Raw genomic sequence first — 23544 nt, 5'->3', positions numbered from 1 at the left:
CGAAGGATTGATTGTTGGTTTTCGACTGCCAGAGCGGGTTGCCGGACGTCTCCGCAACCCAGTCGTCAGCACAAGGCGCACGCGAGCCGGTAAAGCCGGATGACGGTTTCCGTGTGCCAATTCGATCCGGCCTCCGGGGCGGATCAGGAGCGGTTCAGAGCATGTCGACAAAAAAGAGCAGCACGCAGGCCCGTCTTGGCTTCAAGACGGGAGAGCACATTGTGTACCCTTCGCACGGTGTCGGTCGGATCACTGCTATTGAAGAACAGGAAGTCGCCGGGTTCAAGCTCGAACTGTTCGTGATCTCCTTCGAAAAAGACAAGATGACGCTCCGCGTTCCGGTGCCGAAGATCGCCACCGTGGGCATGCGCAAGCTGTCCGACGGCCCGGTCGTCGCCAAGGCGCTCGAAACCCTCAAGGGCCGCGCCCGCGTCAAGCGCACCATGTGGAGCCGCCGCGCCCAGGAATATGAAGCCAAGATCAATTCCGGCGACCTGATCGCCATTTCGGAAGTGGTCCGCGACCTCTACCGTTCCGAGGCCCAGCCCGAGCAGTCCTATTCCGAGCGCCAGCTCTACGAGGCCGCCCTGGACCGCATGGCCCGCGAACTGTCGGCGGTGCAGAACATCACCGAGACGGAATCGGTCAAGCTGATCGAGCAGAACCTGCAGAAGGGTCCCAAGCGCGGCGCCGCCAAGGCGGAGGAGGTCGAGGAGACCGAAGCCGACGTCGAGACCGACATGGAAGCGGAAGAGGCCGCCTGATCGGCGCTTCCACTTCTGCACAGACATGAGAAAGGCCCTGCTGCGCAGGGCCTTTTCTTTTGGCACGGCGCTCTTTCGGCACGGCGCAGGCGGCCCCGCCGGGCGAGCCGACGGTCATGCCCTCACGTCAATCCCGCCAGCGCGGCCGCCGGAGGTGCAGCCTCGGCCTCAGAGCCCCGCCGCCCCGCCGTCCGCCCGCGGGTCATGGCCCCCCTCAAGGTCGCGCTTCGGCGTGAAGATCACCGCGCCCGCATGCCCCATGGTGTCGGAATAGTCCTCCGGCAGCACCTCCAGGTCGTGCCCGGCCGAGCGCAGGCGGCGGACCAGATCCTCGTCGAAGCGTGCCTCCAGGCGCAGATTGGTATGGGCCGAGCCCCAGGTGCGGCCGAGCAGCCAGCGCGGCCGGTCGATGGCCTCGGCCAGCGGCACACCGTGCAGCACATGGCGGGTGAAGACCGCCGCTTGGGTCTGCGGCTGCCCCTCCCCGCCCATGGTGCCATAGGCCATGATGCGGCCGTCCTTCAGTTCCGCCAGCGCCGGGTTGAGCGTGTGGAACGGCCGCCGCCCGGGCGCCAGCGGGTTCACCGCCCGCGGATCGAGGCTGAAGCTGGCGCCGCGGTTCTGCATCAGCACGCCGGTGCGCGGCAGCACGCAGCCGGAGCCGAACTCGAAGAAGATGGACTGGATATAGGAGACCACCAGCCCGCTGGCGTCCGCCGCGCCGAGCCAGATGGTGTCGCCGCGCTTGGCCGGCTGCGGCCAGGGCAGCGCCCGCCTCATGTCGATCTTCGCCGCATCCGCATCCAGCGCCGCCTTCGCCAGGAAGTGCGCTGGATCATGCTCCAGATGCTCGAAGTCCCGCACAACGGCGTTGCGCACCAGGAAGGCCCGCTTGGTGGCCTCCACGAGGCCGTGCACATGCTCGAAGCTCTCGGCGCGCGCGACGGCGAGGCGGTCGTAGAGACCGAGGATCAGCAACGAGGCGAGACCCTGCGTGGGCGGAGGCGCATTGTACACCCGCCCCGCGGCCAGATCGACGCGCAGCGGCTCGCGCACCACGGCCCGGTAGCGTTCGAGATCCGCCCGCGTCACCGGGCTGCCGATGCGCTCCAGATCGGCGGCGATCTCATGCGCGACGTCGCCGCGATAATAGTCCTCCAGCCCCGCGCGGCCGAGATGCTCCAGCGTGTCGGCGAGAGCCGACGCCCGCTGCACGTGGCCAACGGCGGGCGGCTTGCCATCCACCAGGAAGGCCGCCGCAAAGCCGGGCGCATCCTTCAGTTCCGCCAGCTTCTCCGTGGTGAGGCGGACCTGCGAGGCGGTGACGGGCACGCCGGCGCGGGCGTGCTGCACGGCGTTTTCCAGCAGGCGCGGCAAGGGCAGGCGCCCGCCGGCCGCGCGGGCGGCCTCCAGCGCCAGAGCCCAGCCGCCCACCAGCCCGGGCACGGTGAGCGCCGCCAGCGGGCCGCGCTCGGGAATCGTGTCGTAGCCCTCCTCGCGGTAGAAGGGGATGCTCGCCCGTGCCCCGGCAAAGCCGCATGCCTCGATATAGCGCACCCGGCCGGAGGGTTCGCGGATCAGCCAGAAGCCGTCCCCGCCCATATGGTTCATATGCGGATAGACCACCGCGATGGCGGCCGCCGTGGCCAGCGCCGCCTCGATGGCATTGCCGCCGTCGGCCAGCACCTGCCGCCCCGCCTCCACGGCGAGGGCGTGCGGCGCGGCGACGATGCCGCGGGCGGCGTGGACGCTTTCCTGGCTCATGGGCGAGTTCCTGTCACGCGCTTGACCCGCGCGGCGTTGCAGAGCAGTGTCCCGGCCTCATAGAGCAGGTTTCGCCCCGCTGAAAGCGCAAGCAGGGAGGGGCGTACCCGCGAGGCAGATGCGACGGCACGCGCGCGCGGCACTGGCCGGGCGGCGCACGGGAGACGGGTATGGCGCGGACGAGCGATGGGCTGAGTGCACGTGGTCTGGTGAGCGTGGTGAGCGCGAGCATTCTCGTGGCCTGCCAGGCGGTCACCGTCGCCATCGCTGCCGGCTGGGCGCTCGGCGGCCTGTTCCATCTCGGCGACGTCGGCGAATATGGCCTCATGGGACTGTTCGGCCTGCTCGCGCTCTATGTGAGCGCCCTTTACGTGCGCAAGGCGATCCAGGCGGAAACCAACGCGCATTATTGAGCGCGCAAGGCATTCCGCCCCCTGCGTCACATCTTTCTGCTGTATTGACCCGCCGGGATCGGATCGCTATGCCCCGCAATGCGCCGATAACGGTAGCATACTAAGGGGCATACGATGCGGGGACGGATTTTTGCTATCGCCATGGCGCTGGTTGCCATGATCGGCTTCGCGGCACCGCTGGCCGCAGCCGAAGCCAAGCAGGATTTCACGCTGGTCAACAAGACCGGCTACGACATCGACAAGGTCTTCGTCTCCCCCAGCAAGTCCGGGGACTGGGAAGAGGACGTCCTGGGCAAGGACACGCTGGACGACGGCGATTCCTGGGAGATCAAGTTCCACCGCGCCACCCGCACCTGCAAATGGGACCTCAAGGTGGTGTATTCGGACGATGGCTCCAGCGCGGTCTGGTACGACATCGACCTCTGCTCGGTGGAGAAGATCACCATCCGCTACGACCGCAAGCGCGACAAGACCACCGCCGTTTTCGACTGACATGGAGCTGAGCGGGCGCCGCCGCCCGCTCAGGCCTCCGGCCACCAATAGGTCACCACCTGCGCCGGGTCCGGACGGGGGCGGTCCTCCGGCCGCTCCGCCGGGCTGCCCAGGTGGATGAAGCCGGCCACCTGCTCGCCCACGCCAACGCCCAGCAGTGCTGCCGCCTCGGGATCACGCCCCGGCCATTTCAGCAGCCATTGCGCACCGAAGCCGAGTGCGGTCGCCGCGCTCACCAGCGCCATGCCGGCGGCACCCGCCGACAGGACCTGATTGAACACCGGCACCTTGGCCGCCGGGTCCGGCCGGCTGACCAGGACCACGGTCACCGGCGCCCGCAGCAGATACAGGCGCCACATGTCGGCCTTGGCGTCCGGCAGATCGGGATTCTGCCGCCTGTAGAGCGCGTCGAGCCGCTCGCCGGCCTCGGCGCGGGCCGCGCCGGCCAGCACGATGAAGCGCCACGGCACGAGACGGCCATGGTCCGGCACGCGGGCGGCGACGGCCAGGATGCGCGCCAGGTCCCCGGCGTCCGGCCCCGGCTCGACGAGGGAGCGCAGCGGCAGCGAGCGCCGGCTTTCCAGCAGCTCCAGCGCCGCCTCGACGCGGCGCCTCGGCAAGGCGACGCCATCGTGCCGGGGTGCGGCCCCATGCTGGCGCCCGCCGGGCGCCCCGGCCTCCGGGACCGGCGGGTGCGAAATCGTCATGCCCTCTCCCTCCACGTGCAGTTCGCGGCGGCGGCGACCTGCGGCTGCATGAAGCGCAAACCATCTACCAGCCTCGGCGGCCGGTCTTTCCCAGCCAATGCGCTGAATGGAAAAACAAAGCCTTTATCTGCCCCGGATGCGATCACGGCAGATAAACATTGATGTACCAAATCGGCAGGAATGTGTGTTAGTGTGTCAACATGCCGGTGTGATGCGCGTTTCTGCATAGAACGCGGGGAAAATCCGGCCGTGTCCATTAAGGCTGCGAGGCGAGAAGCGGGAAGCTGGCTTGAGCGTGTCGAGGGGGACTTCTTTCAGGTCGTTCCAAGACGGTATCAGTATCAACGACGACAAGTTCAGCAAATGGTGGATGGCCTTAGCCAAAATTGGCGACCTGACCTCAACGGAAATACACATGAGCCGTAACCGAGACTTCCGAGAGCCGCGCCGTCGTGGCTTTGATGACGATTTTGCCCCGCCGTCACGTGACCGTGGCTTCGGCGGTGGAGAGCGTGCTTTCTCCTCGCCCAGCAGCTCTTTCAGCGCACCTGTGCCCTCGGGTCCGCCCATCGAGGCCACCGTCAAGTGGTTCAACCCCGAGAAGGGTTTCGGCTTCGTCGAGCTGGCTGACGGCTCCGGCGACGTGTTTCTCCATGCCCGCGCCCTTGAGGCCGCTGGCCAGGACAGCGTTCCGCCCGGCTCCAAGCTGAGCGTGCGCGTTGGCCAGGGACAGAAGGGTCGTCAGGTCACCGAAGTGCTCGAGGTTGACACCTCCACGGCCGAAGCCGCGCCTCCGCGCCGCGCTCCGGGTGCCTTCGGCGGCGGCGCTCCCCGCATGGGCGGCGCCGGCGGCGGCCCGCGCGCTGCGTCGGGCCCGACCGAAGAGCGTGTCGGCACCGTGAAGTGGTACAACCCCGAGAAGGGCTTCGGCTTCATCGCGGTGGAAGGCGGCGGCAAGGACGTGTTCGTGCACGTCACCGTCGTGTCCCGTTCCGGTCTTGCCGATCTGGCGGAAGGTCAGCGCGTCGTGGTGCAGGTCGGCCAGGGTCCGAAGGGCCCCGAGGCGCGCGGCATCGAAGTCGCCGACTGATCGGCCCAGCATCGACTTGAGTTCGGGAACGGACGCCGCCGTCGCAGGTGGCGTCCGTTCCTGTGTTTTGGGAGTTCGGCGTTACATGGCTCAAAGTGCCGAGGCGGATCTAAAAGGCCTCCTCCACAGACTGAAAGTCGCGCAGCGGGATCTGCTTCTCACTGCCGCGACGACTGCAACGCTTCCGTCAGACGGGGCGCTCCGGAAGATTTCCGAGCTGGAAGGGGCCATCGCGGCCACCGAAGCCCTCATGCAGGAAGAAACCAAGCGGCGCTGACCGCGAAGGTTCCAGGCGCCGGCCCGAGGGGAACGTGGGCGGCGCCGGATCCCTTTTCAGATCCAGGCTCTCGAGCACCGCTCGCCTGGAAGACGGGCAATCGCCGGGCCCAGGGCCAGAGATCATTCCAGGCATTCGTCGGGCCGGTCCAGGCTCAGGTCTTCCCTGCCCCGCCATCGACAATTCCGCAGGATCGGGCAGCGCCACCGGGCGCAGCGGCCGGGCACCGGCCGTTTCGCGCGCATTATCCTGCCGGGCTGACGCAGGCCATAGCTATCCTCGCGCGCCGGCGTCAGGTCCGCTCGGCGATCAGCCGCGCCACGGCGGCGCGCAGTTCGGGCAGCCCCGCCCCCGTGTGGCTGGAGGTCGGGAAGATCTCCGGATAGGCCGCCGGCCGGCGGCGGATCTTTTCCCGCGTCTCGGCAAGGCGGGTCACGAAATCCGTCGGCTTCACCTGGTCGGCCTTCGTCAGCACGATGGCGTAGGACACCGCCGCCTTGTCCAGGAGATCGAGAATCTCCTCGTCCACCGGCTTGATGCCGTGGCGGGCATCGATGAGAACGAACACCCGCGCCAGGTTGACCCGCCCCCTGAGGTAGGAACGGATGGTGCGCACCCAGGCGTCCACCTTGTCCTTCGGCGCCTTGGCGAAGCCGTAACCGGGCATGTCCACGAGCGTCAGTTCCGGGCCGACCCGGAAGAAGATCAGTTCCTGGGTGCGGCCCGGCGTCACCGAGGTGCGGGCCAGAGAGTTGCGGCCGGTCAGCGCATTGACGAGGCTCGACTTGCCCACATTGGAGCGCCCGGCCAAGGCGATCTCCATCCCCTCCATGGGAGGCAGGAACTCCACCGTCGGCGCGGCGGTGATGAAGCGCCATTCCGCAGCGAACAGCAGCCGCCCCTTTTCCAGGAAGGGGTCGACAGCCTCCGGCTCGTCGGATGGGGTTTCGGTCGCGCGTGTGTCGGTCATGCCCGCTTATGGTCCGCCGCTCCGCTCCGCGCAAGCGCAAGACGGCGGGCTCCCACGGCCGGGGCGCCCCGCCCCGGCCCCAGCCGCCGTCAGAACCCCATGCGGGCCATCACCCCGTCGCGGTCGACGAAGCGATGCTTGAGCGCGCCCGCCACATGCACCGCCACCAGCGCCAGCAGGCCGTAGGCCAGGGCGGCATGCACCCCTTCCAGGGCCGCGAAGAGGCGGGGCCCCGCCGTCACGAGGTCGGGCAGGGTGAACAGGTTGAACGGCCGTGTCGGCAGATGCAGCGGCGAGGCGGAGGCGAGCATCCAGCCGCTGAGCGGCAGTGCCAGCATCAGGCCGTAGAGCAGCAGATGCGTGCCGCGAGCGGCAGCGCGCTGCCATCCGGCCGGTGTCTCCTCCGGCGGTGCCGGCCATGCTGCTCGCGTCCCCAGCCGGACGCCCCACAGCAACAGCACGACGACGCCGATGGACTTGTGCCACTGGTAGAGCGCGAAGGTGGTGCCGAGGTCGAACCGCAGGTGCGTCATCAGCAAACCCAAGGCCAGCAGCCCCAGGATCAGCGCGGCCATGATCCAGTGCAGCGCCCGCAGCGGCAGGCTCCACCGCCGCACGGCCGCGGTCATGGCTGATCGGCCAGCGTGGCGACGGTGATCGCCACGTCGTCGGAGATGAGCGGCAGCCCTGCCACCATGCCGAAGTCCGAGCGATGGATGCGTCCCTCGGCGGAAAGGCTGAGAGAGGCCGTGCCGGTGGCGCGGTTCACGTCCACCAGGAACGTCTCGGCATGGCTGACGCCCATCAGGGTCAGGACCCCGCTGACCCGGACCCGATGGTCGTCCAGCTTCTCCACGGCGGCGGACTCGAACATCACCTCGGGAAAGCGGTCCGCATCGAGAAAGACCGGGCCGCGCACATAGGCATCGAGCACCGGCGTCCCGGTCTCCAGCGAACCGGCGGCCACGTGAAAGCTCACCTTGCTGCGGGCGGGCGTGTCGAAATCGACGGCCAGGTTCGAGGTGAAGCGCCGGAAGACCCCTTTGGTCACGGGGTAGCCCTGCGCGCCCACCTCGAAGCGGATCTGCGTATGCGCCGGATCGATGCGGTAGGTCTCGGCGCGGGCGCCGGGCGCCGCCAGGGCGAGGACCGCAAAACCAAGCGGCAGAGCGGACAATAGACGTGGGAAGGACGGCATGGCGACCTCCTGCAAGCTCGACGGTCAGTGGGAGCCATGTCCCGGAATGGGCGCGCCGCGCAGGTCAAAGCCTCCCGCGATGGCACCCGTCCCTCTCCCGCCCCCGAGGGGGTAGGAAAGTGCGCGCCCTCCCCTCTTACGCTGGCGCTCGCCGCCGGATGCCCCGCTCACGCGGACGTCATGAGCGCGGCAATAAAAAAGGGCCGCGCGATGCGCGGCCCTTTCTCGTCAGCGTCCCAGATCGTCTCAGCCCTTGGCCGGGGCCTTCTTGCGGAAGGCACCGCGGATATTGTCCCACAATTCGATCCTCACCCCGTGCCGCTTCATGATCGCGGCCTGCTGGAGCACCGAGAGGGTGTTGTTCCAGGCCCAGTAGATCACCAGGCCGGCGGCGAAATGGGCCAGCATGAAGGTGAAGATGATCGGCATGTAGTTGAAAATCATCTGCTGGGTCGGATCCGGCGGGGCCGGGTTCAGCTTCATCTGCACCCACATGGTCACGCCCATGATGAGCGGCCAGGCGCCGAGCATCATGTAGGGGCCGAGCACCGGCACCACGCTCGGATCCCAGGGGATGAGGCCGAACAGGTTGAACACCGTGGTCGGATCGGGCGCGGACAGGTCGCGGATCCAGCCGAAGAACGGCGCCTGCCGCATCTCGATGGTGACGAACAGCACCTTGTAGAGCGCGAAGAAGACCGGGATCTGGATCACGATGGGCAGGCAGCCCGCCACCGGATTGATCTTCTCCTTCTTGTACAGCTCCATGGTCGCTTGCTGCTGCTTGACCTTGTCGTCCGCATAGCGCTCGCGGATGGCGACCATCTCCGGCTGCAGCGCCTTCATCTTCGCCATCGAGGCGTAGGACTTGCTGGCCAGCGGGAAGAACAGGCCCTTGAGCAGCACGGTGACGATCAGGATCGCGACACCGAAGTTGCCGACCAGCTTGTAGATCCAGTCGATGACCAGGAAGAGCGGCTTGGTGATGAAATAGAACCAGCCCCAGTCGATCAGCAGGTCAAAGCGGTCGATGCCGTACTGCTTCTCATAGCCGTCCACCACCGCCACTTCCTTGGCGCCGGCGAACAGGCGGGACTGCGAGGCGATGCTGGCGCCGGGCGCCACAGTCTGCGCGGCGGCCAGATAGTCCGCCTGGAAGGTGCGGGTCTGCCCGAGCATGCTGGAGGAGAAGCGGGAATCCACCGCCACCTTCTGGTCGGGAATGACGGTCGCCGCCCAATATTTGTCGGTGATGCCGAGCCAGCCGCCGGTAGCCTTGAAGGTCGCGGGCTTGGCGTCGTCCATCTTGGCGTAGGTGATTTCCTGCAGGCCGTGGTCGCCCATCACGCCGATGAGGCCCTCGTGCAGGATGTAGAAGCCCTGGGTGTGCGGCATGCCGTGGCGCGACACCAGCGCATAGGGATAGAGCGTCGCCGGAGCGGTGCCCTTGTTCTCCACCTCGTCCTTCACCGTGAACATGTAATGGTCGTCGATGGTGAAGGTACGCTTGAACAGCAGGCCCTGGCCGTTGTCATAGGTCACGGTCAGCGGCGTCGCCGGCGTCAGCTTGGCGCCCGCTTCTGCGGTCCACAGCGTGTCCGGCCCGGGCAGCGCCACGTTGGAGCCGGGCGCGGCGGTCCAGCCGAACTCCGCATAGAAGGGCTCAGGCGCGCCGGACGGCGACAAAAGCACGATGTTCGGGCTCTTGGGATCCACCGTCTCGCGATAGTCGGACAGCGAGAGGTCGTCGGCGCGGGCGCCGCGCAGCGAGATCGAGCCCTTCACGCGCGGGGTCTCGATGAGGACGCGGGGGCTCGCGGCAAGAGCCTGCGCCCTGGTCGCCGCGCGCGGGGCGGTCTGCTGCGCGCCGGGCGCGGAAGGCGCGGCGTCGGGCTGCGTGGTGGTTTCGGACGCGGTGACCGGCGGCGTCTGGCTCTGCTGGGCGGCCTGCTGCTGCGCCTGCACCTGGCGCTGCTTCTCGGCCTGCGGCAGCGCGTAGAAATATTGCCACCCGATCAGGATCGCCAGGGACAGCCCGATGGCGATGAACATGTTGCGATTGTCGGTCATGCCGGGCGGCCTCCGTCGGCGGGGGCGGATGAATCTTTGGATTTTTTCGCGGCATGCAGCCGGGCAACGGCGCGCTCAAGATCGCGCACCAAGGTCTGGAAGGGCGCCTTGAGACAAGGGCTGCGGGCCACCAGAACGTAATCGAAGCCGTTTCGGCCGGTCTGCGGCAGCACCTGGCGGGCCGCCTCGCGCAGCCGCCGGCGCATGCGATTCCGCACGACGGCGTTGCCATTCTTCTTGGTCACCGTGAAGCCGAGCCGGGGCTCCGCTTCATCGCGACGGTCCCGCCCCTGCAAAAGGAAGGACGGGACGCTGGCTCGCTCAGCCTTGGCGGCGGCCAGGAAATCACGACGCTTGCGGAGACGATCCACGACGGGCAGCTCCGCGGGCACGCCTCACGCGGACAGGCGCTTGCGGCCGTGCGCGCGGCGCAGGGCGATGATCTTGCGGCCGTTCTTCGTCGCCATGCGCGCACGGAAGCCGTGCCGACGCTTGCGCACGAGCTTGCTCGGTTGGTAAGTGCGCTTCACGGGTCTTGTCTCCGGATTTCCCGACCCTGCCCAAAGGCTTGGTCTATTTCGTCTGTTCTTGAGCCCGACCGCCTGGAAACCGCAACGCGCTTTCCGACGCCGGGCTCCGGCAACTGCTTTTGAGACCGAACCCTTCCGGTGGCTGTGCCACCGGGGCTTCCAAGGCCGGCCCGGTAACGGGGGCGGCTCGGGAACAAGGCAGGGTCCCAGGAGGCGCAGCCACCCGAGTTCGGGGTCGGCTTATAGGGCTGGGCGGGCCGCGCGTCAACGGTGAACACCCCGCTGGGCACAGGCGAAAGGCCCCGCCCGCGGCCGCCGCTCAGTCCGCCGTGGTGGCGGCGGGGGCCTTGGGCGGCTCGGGCTTATCCCCGTCCGCCGTGCCGGCCAGCACCTCGCCGATATCGGGCAGCACCCCGTCGTCCGCCGGCAGGGCCGCGACGTCCAGCGGCACCGCCTCGCCCTGCGGGGTGATGATGGTCGCAGGCGCGCCCGTTTCCGCCCCTGGGGACGCTTCGCGCGCGGCGCCGTCGAGGCCGAAGACATGGCCCAGCATGCCCCGCGCCACCTCACGCTCGCCCATGATGATGAAGCCGGCGCCGCCCAGGCGGAGATGCTCCACCTCGGCGTCGGAATGGGCGCGGGCGATGATGTCGAGCTCGGGGTTGAGCGCCCGCGCCTTGCGCAGCACCCGCGCAGCCTCGAAGCCGTCGGGAATGGCGAGGATCAGGCGGCGGGCTCCCGCCACATTCGCCGCGACGAGCGCCTCGGGCAGCGCGGCATTGGCGGCGATCACCTCGACGCCGCCGGCCTTGAGCTGCTCCACCGCGTCCTCCTGGTCCTCGACGACCACGAAGGGCGCACCCGCGGTTTCCAGCCCCGCCGCCACCAGGCGGCCGACCCGGCCATAGCCCACGAGGACCGTGTGGCCCGTCTTCTCGGACACCGGCAGCACCACGCTGGCCGTCGGCTCGGCCACCGCATGGGGCTTGGCCTTGGCCAATACCGGCCGCAGCTTGTCGAGTGCCATGAAAAAGAAGGGGTTGGCGAGAATCGAGAGAATGGCGGCGGCAAGGATGAGGTCCCTGCCCTCCTGCGGCAGCAAGCCGAGGTCCACGCCCAGCGCAGCCAGGATGAAGGAGAACTCGCCCACCTGCGCCAGGCTGGCGGAAATGGTGAGCGCCGTGCTCTTGCCGTAGCCGAACATCCGCACCAGCGCGAAGGCGGCGACCGACTTGCCGACCAGCACGATCAAGAGAGTGCCGAGGAGCGGCAGCGGGTTGCGCAGGAGAATGCCGGGGTCCACCAGCATGCCCACGGAGACGAAGAACATCACCGCGAAGGCGTCGCGCAGCGGCAGCGTTTCCTCCGCCGCGCGGTGGGAGAGCGGCGATTCGCTCAGCACCATGCCGGCGAAGAAGGCGCCGAGCGCGAAGGAAACGTCGAACATCTTCGCCGAGCCGTAGGCGACGCCCAGCGCGATGGCGAGCACCGCCAGGCGGAACAGCTCGCGCGAGCCGAGGCCGGCCACCATGTCCAGCAGCCAGGGGATGACGCGCCGCCCGACCACCAGCATGAGCACCACGAAGGCCGCCACCTTGGCGAGGGTGAGCCCGAGGGTCGCGGCGATGCTGGAGGTGCCGAACAGCATCTCGGCCTGGGAACTGCCCATGGGCTTGCCGCCCAGCGTCTCGGACAAGGCCGGCAGCAGTACAAGCGCCAGCACCATGGCGAGGTCTTCCACGATCAGCCAGCCCACCGCGATGCGGCCCTGCTCGCTTTCGAGGATGCGCCGCTCCTGCAGCGCCCGCAGCAGCACCACCGTGCTCGCCACCGACAGGGCCAGGCCGAACACCAGCCCGCCGCCGAGGCTCCAGCCCATGACATGGGCAAGGCCCATGCCCAGCAGCGTCGCCACCGCGATCTGCGCCACCGCGCCGGGAATGGCGATGGCTTTCACCGACAGCAGGTCGGCGAGGGAGAAATGCAGCCCGACGCCGAACATCAGCAGGATGACGCCGATCTCCGCCAGTTCCAGAGCCAGCTCGGGATCGGCGGTGAAGCCCGGGGTGAAGGGGCCGGCCAGGATGCCCGCCATCAGATAGCCCACGAGGGGCGACACCCGGAGCCGTTGCGCCACCGTGCCCAGCAGGAAGGCCAGGACGATGGCCCCCACAATGGTGGCGACGAGCGGCGTTTCATGAGGCACGGGACATCCTCCGGAGAGCGGTATGATGGAAGCACACCGACCCCCGGGGAGGAGGCCACAGGCGCGCGAAGCGGGGGGCGCGGATCAGTTTAAGCCAATATCGAAGGCGGAACAGTGACTTCCGCATGCCGGAGGGGAAACTTTTTCGGCAGGCGCCGGGGAAAAGAAAAAAAAGGCGCCGCGAGCGGCGCCTTCTGACAGCGGGAAGCGCGGCCGGTTCAGAGCCAGGGCTGCTCCACATGCTTGCGGCCTTCATAGACATTGATCTGCTCGCCCTTCTCCAGGGTGAGGCCGATGTCGTCGAGGCCCTCCAGCAGGCAGCGCTTGCGGAAGGGGTCGATCTCGAAATGCACGGTGCCGCCGTCGGGACCGTGGATCTCCTGGGCCGCCAGATCGATGCTCAGCGTCGCGTTGGCGCCGCGGTCGGCATCGTCGAACAGTTTGTCGAGGTCGCTCTGCGACACGACGATCGGCAGAATGCCGTTCTTGAAGCAATTGTTGTAGAAAATGTCCGCGAACGAGGTGGAGATCACGCAGCGGATACCGAAGTCGAGCAGCGCCCAGGGGGCATGCTCGCGCGACGAGCCGCAGCCGAAATTGTCGCCCGCCACCAGCACCTTGGCATGGCGATAGGCCGGCTGGTTCAGCACGAAGTCGGGATTCTCCGAGCCGTCTTCCTTGTAACGCATCTCCGAGAACAGGCCGGTGCCGAGGCCGGTGCGCTTGATGGTCTTCAGATACTGCTTGGGGATGATCATGTCGGTATCGACATTCACAATCTTCAGCGGGGCAGCCACGCCTTCCAGCGTCGTGAACTTTTCCATGGTCCTCGGAGGCTCCTCAATCCAGTCTTCTGTCGCCCGGCCTGCGGATGCCGCCGCGCGGCGCGCGGCTCCCCGGGGCGGTTCACGCGTCGCAGAGCGGTGCGGAACACACAGGGCCTCGCGCCACGGCATCGCCGCGGCGCGTCTGTCCTGTTTCTAACCCGAAGTCGGGCGCGGATAAAGCAGTCTCAATGCCCCGGCAGCATCCGGCGCAGCACATCGTCGCGCCGGATGAAATGATGCCAGAGCGCTGCCAGCGCGTGCACCAGCGCGACCAGTACCAGCGCATTGGCCAGCCACTCGTGCACCTCCTGCACCTGGCGGCCGAAGGTCCGGTCCACCGGCACCGGCGAGGGAATGGTGAACAGGCCGAACAGAGACACCTCGTTGCCGCGCAGGAAGGCGAGATAGACCCCCACCAGCGGGGTGACGATCAGCAGCACGTACAGCAGCACGTGGGCCGCCTTGGACGCCATGTGGATGAGCGGGCTCAGCGCGGCCGAGGGCGGCGGCATGGGCGCGGTGGCGCGGACCAGCAGGCGCGCGGCGACAAAGGCGATCAGCAGCAGGCCGAAGGAAATGTGCAGCGACCACACCATGGCCCGCGCCGCCGTCCCCCGCTCGAACAGGCCCTCGGCATAGGTGATGCCGTAGACGATCACGATGAGCGCGACCGTGACCCAGTGAATGGCGCGTAGCGCCGCCGGATATCGGTGAACCGTTTCCATCCCGCACCCCAAAATTTAGAATGATTCCACTCTACGCCCTCCTCCCTCCGGGAGCAATTCGGCGGAATGTCACGGCTCGGCGAGATGCGGCAGGGGCGCGGGCGGGGCGCGGCGGAGGGCCTACAGGTCGGCTGCGTCCTCGATGCGCTCCATGTCGGCGTCCGACAGGCCGAAATGGTGGCCGATCTCGTGCACGAGCACATGGGCGACCACGGCGCCCAGCGCCTCCTCGTGCTCGGCCCAATAATCGAGAATGGGCCGCCGATAGAGGAAGATCATGTTGGGCAGGCGTCCGGTCTGGGCCACCGCTTCATCCTGGGCGAGACCCACCCCCTGGAACAGGCCCAGCAGGTCGAACGGCGTCTCCGCCTCCATCTCGTCCAGCACCTCCTCGGTGGGGAAGTCCTCCACCCGGATGATGATCCCGGTGCACAGGCGACGGAAGCGCTCGGGCAGCCGCGTGAACACCTCGTCGGCCAGCACCTCCATCTGTTCGAGGCTCGGCGCCTCTGCGGTGCGCCAGTTCGGGACGTCGGTCATGCGGGCGAACTCCAGCGGATCAAGCCGTTACACTGCCACGCCCCGGCTCGTGCTGCCACGCTCGCGGCAGCCTCGCGCACCCGTGATCGAAGTCACGGCAAAGCCAGAGTTCCGGCGCCGGCCGCCCAGTTTCGCTCAAGTTGACGCCACGCCTTCGTGGTTAAGGAACCATTAGCGAAAAGCGTCGTTGCAGTCACAGACACAGATTTGGAGAGTGACCATGCTTCGCAAGCTTGCGGTCACCGGCGCGCTGGTGACGATACTGGGTTTCGCCGCGTATCTGGCCCCCCATGAGGCGAACGCGGGGATGATTGCCGCGACCTTCGCCGGCCTGCACTGACAAGGGCCCGCCCCGGCTTTCCGTCCGGCGCGACAGCCCGGCGGCAGCCTCAATATTGCAGACAATAAAACGGCCGCGGATGCTTTCCGCGGCCGTTGTTGTTCTTGTGTCCGCTCATCGGCGGTGCTTTGCCCTCAGACCTGCGGCCAGGTCCGCACGTCGACGAAGCGGCCGGCGATGGCGGCCGCGGCCGCCATGCTCGGCGACACCAGATGCGTGCGACCCTTGAAGCCCTGACGTCCCTCGAAATTGCGGTTCGAGGTGGAGGCGCAGCGCTCCTCGGGGGCGAGGCGGTCCGCATTCATGGCGAGGCACATGGAGCAGCCCGGCTCGCGCCATTCGAAGCCGGCGGCGAGGAAGATCTTGTCCAGGCCCTCGGCCTCCGCCTGCAGCTTCACCAGGCCGGAGCCGGGGACCACCATGGCGTTCACGTTCGCGTTGACGCGATGGCCCTCGACGATCTTCGCCGCCTGCCGCAGGTCCTCGATGCGCCCGTTGGTGCAGGAGCCGATGAACACCCGGTCGAGGGTGATGTCGGTGATGCGGGTTCCGGCGGTGAGGCCCATATAGGCCAGGGCGCGCTTCTTGGCGTCGCGGCGCACCGCGTCCTCGATGGCATCGGGATCAGGCACCAGGCCCTCCACCGAGATCACGTCCTCGGGGCTCGTCCCCCAGGAGACGATCGGCGGCAGGCTGGCGCCGTCCAGGCGGATTTCGCTGTCGAAAAACGCGCCGTCGTCGCTCTTGAGCGTTTCCCAGAAGCGGATGGCCTCGTCCCAATGCACGCCCGCGGGTGCCTTGGGCTTGCCCTTGAGATAGGCGAACGCCTTCTCGTCTGGCGCCACCATGCCCGCGCGGGCACCGCCCTCGATGGACATGTTGCAGACCGTCATGCGGCCTTCCATGGACAGCGAGCGGATCGCCTCGCCGGCATATTCGATCACGTAGCCGGTGCCGCCGGCAGTGCCGATGGTGCCGATGATGGCCAGCACCACGTCCTTGGCGCCGACCCCTTCGGGCAAGGTGCCGTCGACCGTAACGCGCATGTTCTTGGCCTTCTTCTGGATCAGCGTCTGGGTGGCGAGCACATGCTCCACCTCCGAGGTGCCGATGCCATGGGCCAGCGCGCCGAAGGCGCCGTGGGTGGACGTGTGGCTGTCGCCGCACACGATCGTGGTGCCAGGCAGGGTGAAGCCCTGCTCGGGGCCGATCACGTGGACGATGCCCTGGCGCACATCGAACCCGTCATAATATTCGATGCCGAATTCGCGGGTGTTTTCCGCCAGCGCGGCGATCTGGGCGACGCTCTCCGCGTCGGGATTGGGCAGCGTGCGGTCCGTGGTCGGTACGTTGTGATCGACCACCGCCAGCGTCTTGTTCGGCGCCCGCACCGGGCGGCCTGACATGCGCAGGCCCTCGAACGCCTGCGGGCTCGTCACCTCATGCACGAGGTGGCGGTCGATATAGAGCAGGCAGGTGCCGTCCTCCTGCCGGGAGACGACATGGTCGTCGAAGATCTTGTCGTAGAGGGTCCTGGGGCCGCTGGTAGGCGCGTTCATGGGGAATGTCCTAAGGATCATGGCCCGGGCCTCAGGCGCCGGGCGGGTCGAGACGGTGCGACGAGAAAAGGGCGTCAGCGACCAAGGGCGGCCAGCGCGGCCGTCGTAAAGCGCCCGAAGAACCGCCCGGGCAGCCGCACATGGTCGGGCACCGCGGCGAAGTCCATGGTCGTGCACGCATAATGTCCGGTGGCGCAGAACGCCGCCTTGGACAGGCGCGGGGCATGGAGGGACGGGCAGGCCATGCGGTTTTTTAGCAGTTCCAGCGTGCCGCGACAATGTGCAGGAGGGCGCGCGACGCGCTGCGGTGCAACGGCTGGCCGCCGCCCTTTGCGCCGCAGGTCTGCGCCAGGAACAGGGCGGCCATGAGCTTCACGTTATTGTGCGATGCGGCAGATCATGTTGCAATGCCGCATCTCAGATCTTCGGGGGGCCGGACGGAGAGTGTCATGCGGTTGGATGTCGTGATCCTGGGTGCTTTGGTGGTTGCGGGGAGCGCCTCGATCTTCGGCGGTCTCGGACGCGCCGCCTCCCCGGAAACCATCGAGAGCGTGACGGAAACGGTCGCTCCCGCGACTGCCGCTCCGGCGGCGCCCGTCGCCTGCACCCGCCTGCCCGGCCGCCCCGCCGCCACCTCGCTCCAGTTCCTTGAGCCCGGCACCTATGCCGCAGCGGACTTCGACACCGGCTGCGACGCCGCCCGCTAGAGCGGCCTGATCCGGGCGACGAAGTCATCCGCTCGGTGAAGTCGCCTCGCCCCTTTCACGCAATGGGTCCGCCCCGGACTATGCAGCCGGGGCGGCCCCTTATTCGTTGCGCGAGCGGCCCGGCGGCGCAGGTCCCACCCGCGTCCCCCGCCTATTCGGCGGCGATGCGGACATGCGGCTGGGCATCGCGCACGGCGGCGTCCACATGGCTTTCGAACTTGGCGAAATTCTCCTGGAACATGGCCACCAGCTTGCGCGCGGTGGCATCGAAGCCGGCCTTGTCCGCCCAGGTCTTGGACGGATAGAGGATGTGCGGCTCCACCCCCGGCACCGAGGTCGGCACGGCGAAGCCGAAATAGGGATCGGTGCGGAAGGCGGCGTCCTTCAGCGAGCCGTCCAGCGCTGCCGTCAGCAGAGTGCGCGTCACCTTGATGGGCATGCGCCGGCCGACGCCGAACTTGCCGCCGGTCCAGCCCGTGTTCACCAGCCAGCAATCCACCTGATGCGTGGCGATGAGATCGCGCAGCAGGTTGCCATAGACCGACGGGTGCCGGGGCATGAAGGGCGCGCCGAAGCAGGTTGAGAAGGTGGCCTCCGGGTCCTTCACCCCCTTCTCGGTGCCGGCCACCTTGGCGGTGTAGCCGGAGAGGAAGTGGTACATGGCCTGGGCCGGGGTCAGCCGGGCGATGGGCGGCATCACGCCGAAGGCATCCGCCGTCAGCATGATGATGTTCTTCGGGATGCCCGCGCGCCCAGAGGGGCTCGCATTGGGGATGAAGTCCAGCGGATAGGCGGAGCGGGTGTTCTCGGTCAGCCGGCCGTCGTCGAAATCCGGCACGCGGGTCACGTCATCGAGGATGACGTTCTCCAGGATGGTGCCGAAGCGGTCGGAGGCGGCGAAGATCTCCGGCTCGGCCTCCTTCGACAGGCGGATGGTCTTAGCGTAGCAGCCGCCCTCGAAATTGAACACGCCGGTCTCGCTCCAGCCGTGCTCGTCATCGCCCAAGAGCGTGCGCTTGGGATCGGCGGACAGTGTGGTCTTGCCGGTGCCCGACAGGCCGAAGAACAGCGCCACGTCGCCGTCCTTGCCGGCATTGGCCGAGCAGTGCATGGGCATCACGCCCTTGGCCGGCAGCAGATAATTCAGGAAGGTGAAGACCGACTTTTTCATCTCGCCCGCATAGGACGAGTTGCCGATCAGCACGATGCCGCGCGAGAAGTTCACCGCGATGATGGTGTCGCTGCGCACCCCGTGGCGGGCCGGGTCGGCCTTGAAGCTCGGCAGGTCGATGATGGTCAGCGCCGGTACGAAGCCGTCCAGTTCGGCCCGTTCCGGCCGCCGCAGCATGGTGCGGATGAACAGCGAGTGCCACGCATATTCGGTATAGACGCGGGTGGAGATGCGGTGCGCCGGGTCCGCGCCGCCGTAGAGATCCTGCGCGAACAGCGTCTTGCCTTCGGCGGCGGTCAGGAAGTCCTGGTACAGCGTCTCGAACTGCTCGGAGCTGATGGCGCCGTTATTGTCCCACCAGACCTCGCCTTCGGTGACGGCGTCACGGACGACGAACTTGTCCTTGGGGCTGCGCCCGGTATGGACGCCCGTATCGGCCGCCAGCGCACCGCCGGCCGCAAGGCGCGCCTCGCCCTTGGCGATGGCGTGCTCGTAGAGCAGCGGTTCCGTCAGGTTCCAATGCACGCCTGCGAGGTTCTTGAGGCCGAACGCTTCGCTGCCCTGCGCGCTGTTGCGATGTCCTGTCTCGATCACGGGAACGTCTCCTCTGCGCGCGACGTAACGGGCGCGCCACACCGCTGCCCCTAAGGGAGCCGGCAGGATAAGGCGACGTTAAGGCGGCGGTCTATTCTTCTGAATTCATTCAAATCGTTTGAAAAACTATTTCGATTTTTCTCGCGCTTGCGCAACAAGCGCCACAAGGACTTGCCGCACTGCAGCAGAACTTGTCACGCGCTGCGGAAAATCCAGACGGCGCACGACGTCGCCCGCCGCGATCTCGCATCCCTCGGGATCGAGCCCCACCATGCGCCATTCCACGGCGCTGTCCGGCTCGCCGAGCAGGCGGGTGGCGTAGAGGGCGAGCGCGTCCGCATGATCCGCATTCATGTGGGAGATGACGCCTTCGGCCGCCGCCCGGAGGGCGTCCGCGTCACGCCAGTCCGCCAGCAGCCCGGCCGCCGGCAGGGTCACAATGCGGCCGAAGCCTTCCACCAGGTGGGCCTCGGCCACCTCGAAGCGATAGAAGGCGAAATCGGTGAAGTCGGCATATTGGGCCGCGCCGGGATGGCGGGCGAGGTAGCGGGCCCGCAGATCGCCGTCCTCGCTCTTCACCACGCGGCCAAGGAGGCTGGCGCGCGGCGCATCCAGCGGGTCGGCGCCGCCGGACGCCAGCAGCAGGGAGGCGCGGCCGTCACGCGTGAGATTGTGGGTATGGCGGGCGAGGCCCGACACCAGCAGGCCGGGCGCCCCGCTCGCATCGGGGGCCACCGCGACCAGGGACGTATAAGGCGCGCCGTCGGCCTCCAGCGTTCCCAGCGCGCCGAACCGCGCCTCCCGCATCAGCCGCCGGATCACCGCCGTCGCGCGCGTCACAGCCTCTCCCACGGCGCCTCTCCCCTGTACCAAAGCCGGCTTCAGGGTCTCCGCCGCGGTCCCGGTGCTGTCAAGCCGACCGCTTGGCGCAGCGGCAAAGTTCGACCTCTTCCAAGCAGGCGCATTGGCGACTCAAGCTTTTCCAGCTATTTTGCAGGCATAAATAGGCGCGGTGTCACATTTCGGCCACGCGAACCGGCTTCACCGCAGGAGGCCGAGATCTTGACTGACCCCGACGCTTGAAAGAGGTGTCATGCCCACAATCGCCCTCGTCGACGACGATCGCAACATTCTGACGTCCGTCTCCATCGCCCTGGAAGCGGAAGGCTATCGCATCGACACCTACACCGATGGGGCTTCGGCGCTGGACGGGTTCAAGACCAATCCGCCCGATCTTGCGATCCTCGATATCAAGATGCCCCGCATGGACGGCATGGAACTGCTCCGCCGCCTGCGCCAGAAGACCGACATGCCGGTGATCTTCCTCACCTCCAAGGACGAGGAGATCGACGAACTGTTCGGCCTGAAAATGGGGGCGGACGACTTCATCAAGAAGCCGTTCTCCCAGCGCCTGCTGGTGGAGCGCGTCAAGGCCGTGCTGCGCCGGGTCGGCGCCAAGGACGGCACCGCCCCGCGCGAGACCGACAGCGCCAAGGTGCTGGAGCGCGGCCTGCTGCGCATGGATCCCGAGCGCCACACCTGCACCTGGAAGAACGAGCCGGTCACCTTGACCGTGACCGAATTCCTCATCCTCCAGGCGCTGGCCCAGCGTCCCGGCGTGGTCAAGAGCCGCAACGCCCTCATGGACGCGGCCTATGACGATCAGGTCTATGTGGACGACCGCACCATCGACAGCCACATCAAGCGGCTGCGCAAGAAGTTCAAGTCCACTGACGACAATTTCGACATGATCGAAACCCTTTACGGTGTCGGCTATCGCTTCAAGGAAACCTGAAGGCGGGTACAGGTCGCCGTTCGACATGACCGACGCCGCGGAGCCACTCAACGGACCCAAGGTCCCCGCACCGCGGGGGCTTGGGATTCTGTCGGCCCTGCGGCGCGTGCGCCGGTTCGTGGCCTTCAAGAGCTTCTCCAGCCTCACGCGCCGCATCGTCCTGCTCAATCTGGCGGGGTTGTGCGCGCTGGTCTCGGGCATCCTCTATCTCTCCGAATTCCGCGCCGGGCTGATCGATGCCCGCGTGCAGAGCCTGCTGGTGCAAGGCGAGATCATCGCCGGCGCCATCGCCGCCTCGGCGCAGGTCGAAACCAACGCCATCACCATCGATCCCGAGCGGCTGCTGGAACTCCAGGCGGGCGAGAGCTACGGCCCCTCCGAGGAAGGCTTCGCGCCGCTGGAATTTCCCATCAATCCCGAGCGTGTGGCCCCGGTGCTGCGCCGCCTGGTGGGGCCGACCCGCACCCGCGCGCGCATCTATGACCGCGACGGCATCATGCTGCTGGATTCCCGCTCGCTCTATTCCAAGGGTGAGATCCTGCGCTTCGATCTGCCGCCGCCCACCCAGGCCCCGCCCGGCCTGCTGGAGCGGGCCTGGCGCGGGGTGCAGGGCTGGATCGGCCGCGGTGACCTGCCGCTCTACAAGGAACTCGGGCCCCAGAGCGGCAAGGACTATCCGGAAGTCGCCTCCGCCGCCCTCGGCCAGAAGGCCAGCGCCGTGCGGGTGGACGACCGCGGCCGCGTGGTGGTGTCCGTCGCCGTGCCCATCCAGCGCTTCCGCGCCATCCTCGGCGTACTGCTGCTGTCCACCCAGGGCGGCGAGATCGACGAGGCGGTGGAGGCCGAGCGCTTCGTCATCGTGCGCGTGTTCCTGGTGGCCGCCGCCGTCATGGTGCTGCTGTCGGTGCTGCTGGCCGGCACCATCGCAGACCCGGTCCGCAAGCTGGCGGACGCCGCCGAGCGGGTGCGCCGGCGTATCAAGACGCGCGTGGAAATCCCCGACTTCACCGGCCGCGCCGACGAGATCGGCCATCTCTCCGGCGCTTTGCGCGACATGACGAGCTCGCTCTACAACCGCATCGAGGCCATCGAGAGCTTCGCGGCGGACGTGGCGCACGAATTGAAGAACCCGCTCACCTCCCTGCGCTCGGCGGTGGAAACCCTGCCGCTCGCCAAGACCGACACCTCGCGCGGGCGGCTCATGGAGGTGATCCAGCACGACGTGAAGCGCCTCGACCGGCTGATCTCGGACATTTCCGACGCCAGCCGCCTCGATGCCGAGCTTCAGCGCCAGGAAGCCGCCAGCGTCGACCTCAAGCAATTGCTGGAGATGGTGGTGGGCATGGCGCAGGACGTGCGCAAGGACGACGGCGTCACCGTCACGCTCGCCTTCGAGCGGGCGCAGGGCGCCCCCGCCGATTTCATCATCGCCGGCCACGCCTCGCGCCTTGGCCAGGTGGTGGACAATCTGGTCTCCAACGCCCGCTCCTTCTCGCCCGAGGGCGGCACGGTGCGGGTGCTCTGCCGACGGCTGAAGAGCGGGGCCGAGATCGTCGTGGACGACGAGGGGCCCGGCATCCGCCCCGACGCGCTCTCGCGCATCTTCGAGCGCTTCTATACCGACCGGCCGCACCAGGGCTTCGGCCAGAATTCCGGTCTCGGCCTGTCCATCTCCCGGCAGATCGTCGAAGCCCATGCCGGCCAGATCTGGGCCGAGAACCGCACCGCCCTGCCAGCCCCCGGCGAGGAGGACGCGCCCGTGCTGGGCGCCCGCTTCATCGTCCGCCTGCCCAACGGCTAGGCGCCGTGGCCCCGGCCAGCGACCAGGGCGTGACCGCCGGCGCCGCGCCGAAGCCGAGCATCCACGCCACCTGCATCGCCATCGGCCCGAACGGCGTGCTGATCCGCGGCCCCTCGGGCGCGGGAAAATCCACCCTGGCCCTGCGGCTGATGCTCGATCCGCCCCGCATCCTGCCGCCGGCGACGCTGGTGGCCGACGACCGGGTGCTGCTGGAGGTGACGCAAGGAACGCTCATTGCGCGTGCGCCCGATGCCCTCGCGGGCGTCATCGAGGTGCGGAACCTCGGTTTGCGGCGGGTTCCCCATCTTTTTTCTGTGAAGGTGAATCTCGTGATCGACCTTGCCGCGGCGGACGCCGAGCGTCTTCCTGCACCCGACACGCAATTGCAGAACATAGAAGGCATAAGCGTTTTCCGCATCGCGGTGCCGCCGAATGCCGATGCAGCCCTGCTACTGGCAGCCGCCCTGTCCACGGCCGAGGCTGACAACATTTCAAGCAATTGTGCGCTGCACCCCTTGCGTAATTTTTGAGCCGCTCTGAATATGGCTTCCCCGCAGTGCGGGAAGGCCTTCACCCACGAAGAGGTGAAGGCGGAGGCAACATGATCGGTCTCGTGCTCGTCACCCATGGCCGTTTGGCCGCTGAGTTCTGCTCCGCCTTGGAGCACGTCATGGGGCCGCAGACCCAGATCGCGGCCGTGACGATCGGTCCCGACGACGACATGGAGCGTCGGCGCCACGATATTATCGACGCCGTGGCCCAGGTGCAGAGCGGCCAGGGCGTCGTCATCCTCACCGACATGTTCGGCGGCACACCGTCCAATCTCGCCATTTCGGTGATGAACGCGCCGGACGTCGAAGTCGTCGCCGGCATCAACCTGCCCATGCTGGTGAAACTGGCGAAGGTGCGGGGCGAGCTGCCGCTCTCCGAGGCGGTGAACGTGGCCCAGGAAGCTGGCCGGAAATACATCAATGTCGCCAGCCGCGTCCTCGCCGGAAAATAGC

26 protein-coding genes are annotated in these 23544 nt (G+C 67.7%); 10 read left to right on the top strand and 16 right to left on the bottom strand.

The genetic code is table 11. The features are described 5' to 3' along the window. Positions 1-161 precede the first annotated feature (161 nt). On the top strand, positions 162-764 hold the full coding sequence (locus YU1_RS0119390; protein WP_029005500.1) for a CarD family transcriptional regulator: 603 nt from the start codon (positions 162-164) through the stop codon (positions 762-764). Positions 765-932: 168 nt separating this feature from the next. Here the strand turns inward: YU1_RS0119390 and YU1_RS0119385 are convergent, their stop codons facing one another. Further along, positions 933-2528 carry a gamma-glutamyltransferase family protein gene (locus YU1_RS0119385; protein ID WP_029005499.1) on the bottom strand — a complete coding sequence of 532 codons (1596 nt, stop codon included), beginning with the start codon at positions 2526-2528 and terminating at the stop codon, positions 933-935. Between the two features lie 218 nt (positions 2529-2746). On the opposite strand from YU1_RS0119385, the gene YU1_RS30225 reads away from it, so the two are divergent. Both YU1_RS30225 and YU1_RS0119375 read left to right on the top strand, forming a co-directional pair. Further along, complete coding sequence (locus tag YU1_RS30225) at positions 2747-2941, top strand: hypothetical protein (RefSeq protein ID WP_245263383.1); 195 nt, start codon at positions 2747-2749, stop codon at positions 2939-2941. Positions 2942-3082: 141 nt separating this feature from the next. Further along, complete coding sequence (locus tag YU1_RS0119375; protein ID WP_156922270.1) at positions 3083-3433, top strand: argininosuccinate lyase; 351 nt, start codon at positions 3083-3085, stop codon at positions 3431-3433. Positions 3434-3462: 29 nt separating this feature from the next. Here YU1_RS0119375 and YU1_RS0119370 read toward each other — a convergent pair whose 3' ends face one another. Continuing rightward, positions 3463-4140: a nitroreductase family protein gene (locus tag YU1_RS0119370; RefSeq protein WP_084539984.1), complete on the bottom strand. Its 678-nt coding sequence runs from the start codon at positions 4138-4140 to the stop codon at positions 3463-3465. 415 nt (positions 4141-4555) lie between these two features. On the opposite strand from YU1_RS0119370, the gene YU1_RS34770 reads away from it, so the two are divergent. Next, positions 4556-5230: a cold-shock protein gene (locus YU1_RS34770; protein ID WP_029005496.1), complete on the top strand. Its 675-nt coding sequence runs from the start codon at positions 4556-4558 to the stop codon at positions 5228-5230. An 85-nt stretch (positions 5231-5315) separates the two neighbouring features. Then, the gene (locus tag YU1_RS30220) at positions 5316-5507 is read left to right on the top strand and encodes a hypothetical protein (RefSeq protein WP_035715950.1); all 192 of its coding nucleotides are present in this window, start codon (positions 5316-5318) and stop codon (positions 5505-5507) included. Between the two features lie 292 nt (positions 5508-5799). On the opposite strand, the gene yihA is transcribed toward YU1_RS30220, so the two are convergent. From yihA to YU1_RS33580, 12 genes are all read right to left on the bottom strand, one after another. After that, positions 5800-6477, bottom strand: a complete 678-nt coding sequence (gene yihA, locus YU1_RS0119355; protein WP_051357034.1) for a ribosome biogenesis GTP-binding protein YihA/YsxC — start codon at positions 6475-6477, stop codon at positions 5800-5802. Between the two features lie 89 nt (positions 6478-6566). After that, entirely contained in the window at positions 6567-7106 is a 540-nt protein-coding gene (locus YU1_RS0119350) for a cytochrome b (protein WP_029005494.1), read from the bottom strand. Then, positions 7103-7675 carry a YceI family protein gene (locus tag YU1_RS0119345; RefSeq protein ID WP_084539983.1) on the bottom strand — a complete coding sequence of 191 codons (573 nt, stop codon included), beginning with the start codon at positions 7673-7675 and terminating at the stop codon, positions 7103-7105. The genes YU1_RS0119350 and YU1_RS0119345 overlap by 4 nt, the downstream gene beginning before the upstream one ends. Before the next feature lie 246 nt (positions 7676-7921). Further along, complete coding sequence (yidC, locus tag YU1_RS0119340; RefSeq protein ID WP_029005492.1) at positions 7922-9745, bottom strand: membrane protein insertase YidC; 1824 nt, start codon at positions 9743-9745, stop codon at positions 7922-7924. Beyond that, complete coding sequence (gene rnpA / locus YU1_RS0119335; RefSeq protein ID WP_029005491.1) at positions 9742-10116, bottom strand: ribonuclease P protein component; 375 nt, start codon at positions 10114-10116, stop codon at positions 9742-9744. The genes yidC and rnpA overlap by 4 nt, the downstream gene beginning before the upstream one ends. 24 nt (positions 10117-10140) lie before the next feature. Beyond that, positions 10141-10275 (bottom strand): 50S ribosomal protein L34, encoded by a 135-nt coding sequence (gene rpmH, locus YU1_RS0119330; protein WP_029005490.1) that lies wholly within the window; start codon positions 10273-10275, stop codon positions 10141-10143. Between the two features lie 319 nt (positions 10276-10594). Further along, a complete protein-coding gene (ybaL, locus tag YU1_RS30215; RefSeq protein WP_084539982.1) occupies positions 10595-12481 on the bottom strand; it encodes a YbaL family putative K(+) efflux transporter in 1887 nt (628 codons plus the stop codon). Positions 12482-12699: 218 nt separating this feature from the next. Beyond that, positions 12700-13305, bottom strand: a complete 606-nt coding sequence (gene leuD / locus YU1_RS0119320; RefSeq protein WP_029005489.1) for a 3-isopropylmalate dehydratase small subunit — start codon at positions 13303-13305, stop codon at positions 12700-12702. Positions 13306-13493: 188 nt separating this feature from the next. Then, on the bottom strand, positions 13494-14033 hold the full coding sequence (locus YU1_RS0119315) for a cytochrome b (protein WP_029005488.1): 540 nt from the start codon (positions 14031-14033) through the stop codon (positions 13494-13496). A 120-nt stretch (positions 14034-14153) separates the two neighbouring features. Then, on the bottom strand, positions 14154-14573 hold the full coding sequence (locus tag YU1_RS0119310; protein WP_029005487.1) for a metallopeptidase family protein: 420 nt from the start codon (positions 14571-14573) through the stop codon (positions 14154-14156). Positions 14574-15047: 474 nt separating this feature from the next. After that, positions 15048-16472, bottom strand: a complete 1425-nt coding sequence (gene leuC / locus YU1_RS0119300; protein WP_029005486.1) for a 3-isopropylmalate dehydratase large subunit — start codon at positions 16470-16472, stop codon at positions 15048-15050. 74 nt (positions 16473-16546) lie between these two features. Further along, entirely contained in the window at positions 16547-16717 is a 171-nt protein-coding gene (locus YU1_RS33580) for a hypothetical protein (protein ID WP_156922268.1), read from the bottom strand. A gap of 204 nt (positions 16718-16921) precedes the next feature. Between YU1_RS33580 and YU1_RS0119285 the strand changes: the two genes are divergently transcribed. Next, positions 16922-17179, top strand: a complete 258-nt coding sequence (locus tag YU1_RS0119285) for a hypothetical protein (protein ID WP_029005485.1) — start codon at positions 16922-16924, stop codon at positions 17177-17179. A 151-nt stretch (positions 17180-17330) separates the two neighbouring features. On the opposite strand, the gene YU1_RS0119280 is transcribed toward YU1_RS0119285, so the two are convergent. Both YU1_RS0119280 and YU1_RS0119275 read right to left on the bottom strand, forming a co-directional pair. Next, positions 17331-18944 (bottom strand): phosphoenolpyruvate carboxykinase, encoded by a 1614-nt coding sequence (locus YU1_RS0119280; protein WP_029005484.1) that lies wholly within the window; start codon positions 18942-18944, stop codon positions 17331-17333. A 126-nt stretch (positions 18945-19070) separates the two neighbouring features. Further along, positions 19071-19796: a HugZ family pyridoxamine 5'-phosphate oxidase gene (locus YU1_RS0119275; RefSeq protein ID WP_035715947.1), complete on the bottom strand. Its 726-nt coding sequence runs from the start codon at positions 19794-19796 to the stop codon at positions 19071-19073. Positions 19797-20037: 241 nt separating this feature from the next. On the opposite strand from YU1_RS0119275, the gene YU1_RS0119270 reads away from it, so the two are divergent. From YU1_RS0119270 to YU1_RS0119255, 4 genes are all read left to right on the top strand, one after another. Further along, on the top strand, positions 20038-20739 hold the full coding sequence (locus YU1_RS0119270; protein ID WP_029005482.1) for a response regulator transcription factor: 702 nt from the start codon (positions 20038-20040) through the stop codon (positions 20737-20739). A gap of 25 nt (positions 20740-20764) precedes the next feature. Continuing rightward, on the top strand, positions 20765-22540 hold the full coding sequence (locus YU1_RS0119265) for a sensor histidine kinase (RefSeq protein WP_029005481.1): 1776 nt from the start codon (positions 20765-20767) through the stop codon (positions 22538-22540). Positions 22541-22545: 5 nt separating this feature from the next. Beyond that, positions 22546-23070: an HPr kinase/phosphorylase gene (locus tag YU1_RS0119260; RefSeq protein WP_051357033.1), complete on the top strand. Its 525-nt coding sequence runs from the start codon at positions 22546-22548 to the stop codon at positions 23068-23070. Positions 23071-23141: 71 nt separating this feature from the next. Continuing rightward, a complete protein-coding gene (locus YU1_RS0119255) occupies positions 23142-23543 on the top strand; it encodes a PTS sugar transporter subunit IIA (protein ID WP_029005479.1) in 402 nt (133 codons plus the stop codon). Position 23544 lies beyond the last annotated feature (1 nt).

Origin of the sequence: Azorhizobium doebereinerae UFLA1-100, assembly GCF_000473085.1 — a bacterium.
GTDB classification, from domain to species: Bacteria; Pseudomonadota; Alphaproteobacteria; order Rhizobiales; family Xanthobacteraceae; genus Azorhizobium; species Azorhizobium doebereinerae.
The sequence above is the reverse complement of the archived record's forward strand: the minus strand, read 5'-3'. Positions and strand labels throughout refer to the sequence as shown.

Excerpts from the sequence above, each read along its gene's own strand:
- YU1_RS0119390 (WP_029005500.1), top strand. The coding sequence starts at position 162 with ATGTCGACAAAAAAGAGCAGCACGCAGGCCCGTCTTGGCTTCAAGACG.
- YU1_RS0119385 (WP_029005499.1), bottom strand. The coding sequence starts at position 2,528 with ATGAGCCAGGAAAGCGTCCACGCCGCCCGCGGCATCGTCGCCGCGCCG.
- YU1_RS0119375 (WP_156922270.1), top strand. The coding sequence starts at position 3,083 with ATGGCGCTGGTTGCCATGATCGGCTTCGCGGCACCGCTGGCCGCAGCC.
- YU1_RS0119370 (WP_084539984.1), bottom strand. The coding sequence starts at position 4,140 with ATGACGATTTCGCACCCGCCGGTCCCGGAGGCCGGGGCGCCCGGCGGG.
- YU1_RS34770 (WP_029005496.1), top strand. The coding sequence starts at position 4,556 with ATGAGCCGTAACCGAGACTTCCGAGAGCCGCGCCGTCGTGGCTTTGAT.
- YU1_RS30220 (WP_035715950.1), top strand. The coding sequence starts at position 5,316 with ATGGCTCAAAGTGCCGAGGCGGATCTAAAAGGCCTCCTCCACAGACTG.
- yihA (WP_051357034.1), bottom strand. The coding sequence starts at position 6,477 with ATGACCGACACACGCGCGACCGAAACCCCATCCGACGAGCCGGAGGCT.
- YU1_RS0119350 (WP_029005494.1), bottom strand. The coding sequence starts at position 7,106 with ATGACCGCGGCCGTGCGGCGGTGGAGCCTGCCGCTGCGGGCGCTGCAC.
- YU1_RS0119345 (WP_084539983.1), bottom strand. The coding sequence starts at position 7,675 with ATGCCGTCCTTCCCACGTCTATTGTCCGCTCTGCCGCTTGGTTTTGCG.
- yidC (WP_029005492.1), bottom strand. The coding sequence starts at position 9,745 with ATGACCGACAATCGCAACATGTTCATCGCCATCGGGCTGTCCCTGGCG.
- leuD (WP_029005489.1), bottom strand. The coding sequence starts at position 13,305 with ATGGAAAAGTTCACGACGCTGGAAGGCGTGGCTGCCCCGCTGAAGATT.
- YU1_RS0119315 (WP_029005488.1), bottom strand. The coding sequence starts at position 14,033 with ATGGAAACGGTTCACCGATATCCGGCGGCGCTACGCGCCATTCACTGG.
- YU1_RS0119310 (WP_029005487.1), bottom strand. The coding sequence starts at position 14,573 with ATGACCGACGTCCCGAACTGGCGCACCGCAGAGGCGCCGAGCCTCGAA.
- leuC (WP_029005486.1), bottom strand. The coding sequence starts at position 16,472 with ATGAACGCGCCTACCAGCGGCCCCAGGACCCTCTACGACAAGATCTTC.
- YU1_RS33580 (WP_156922268.1), bottom strand. The coding sequence starts at position 16,717 with ATGGCCTGCCCGTCCCTCCATGCCCCGCGCCTGTCCAAGGCGGCGTTC.
- YU1_RS0119285 (WP_029005485.1), top strand. The coding sequence starts at position 16,922 with ATGCGGTTGGATGTCGTGATCCTGGGTGCTTTGGTGGTTGCGGGGAGC.
- YU1_RS0119270 (WP_029005482.1), top strand. The coding sequence starts at position 20,038 with ATGCCCACAATCGCCCTCGTCGACGACGATCGCAACATTCTGACGTCC.
- YU1_RS0119265 (WP_029005481.1), top strand. The coding sequence starts at position 20,765 with ATGACCGACGCCGCGGAGCCACTCAACGGACCCAAGGTCCCCGCACCG.
- YU1_RS0119255 (WP_029005479.1), top strand. The coding sequence starts at position 23,142 with ATGATCGGTCTCGTGCTCGTCACCCATGGCCGTTTGGCCGCTGAGTTC.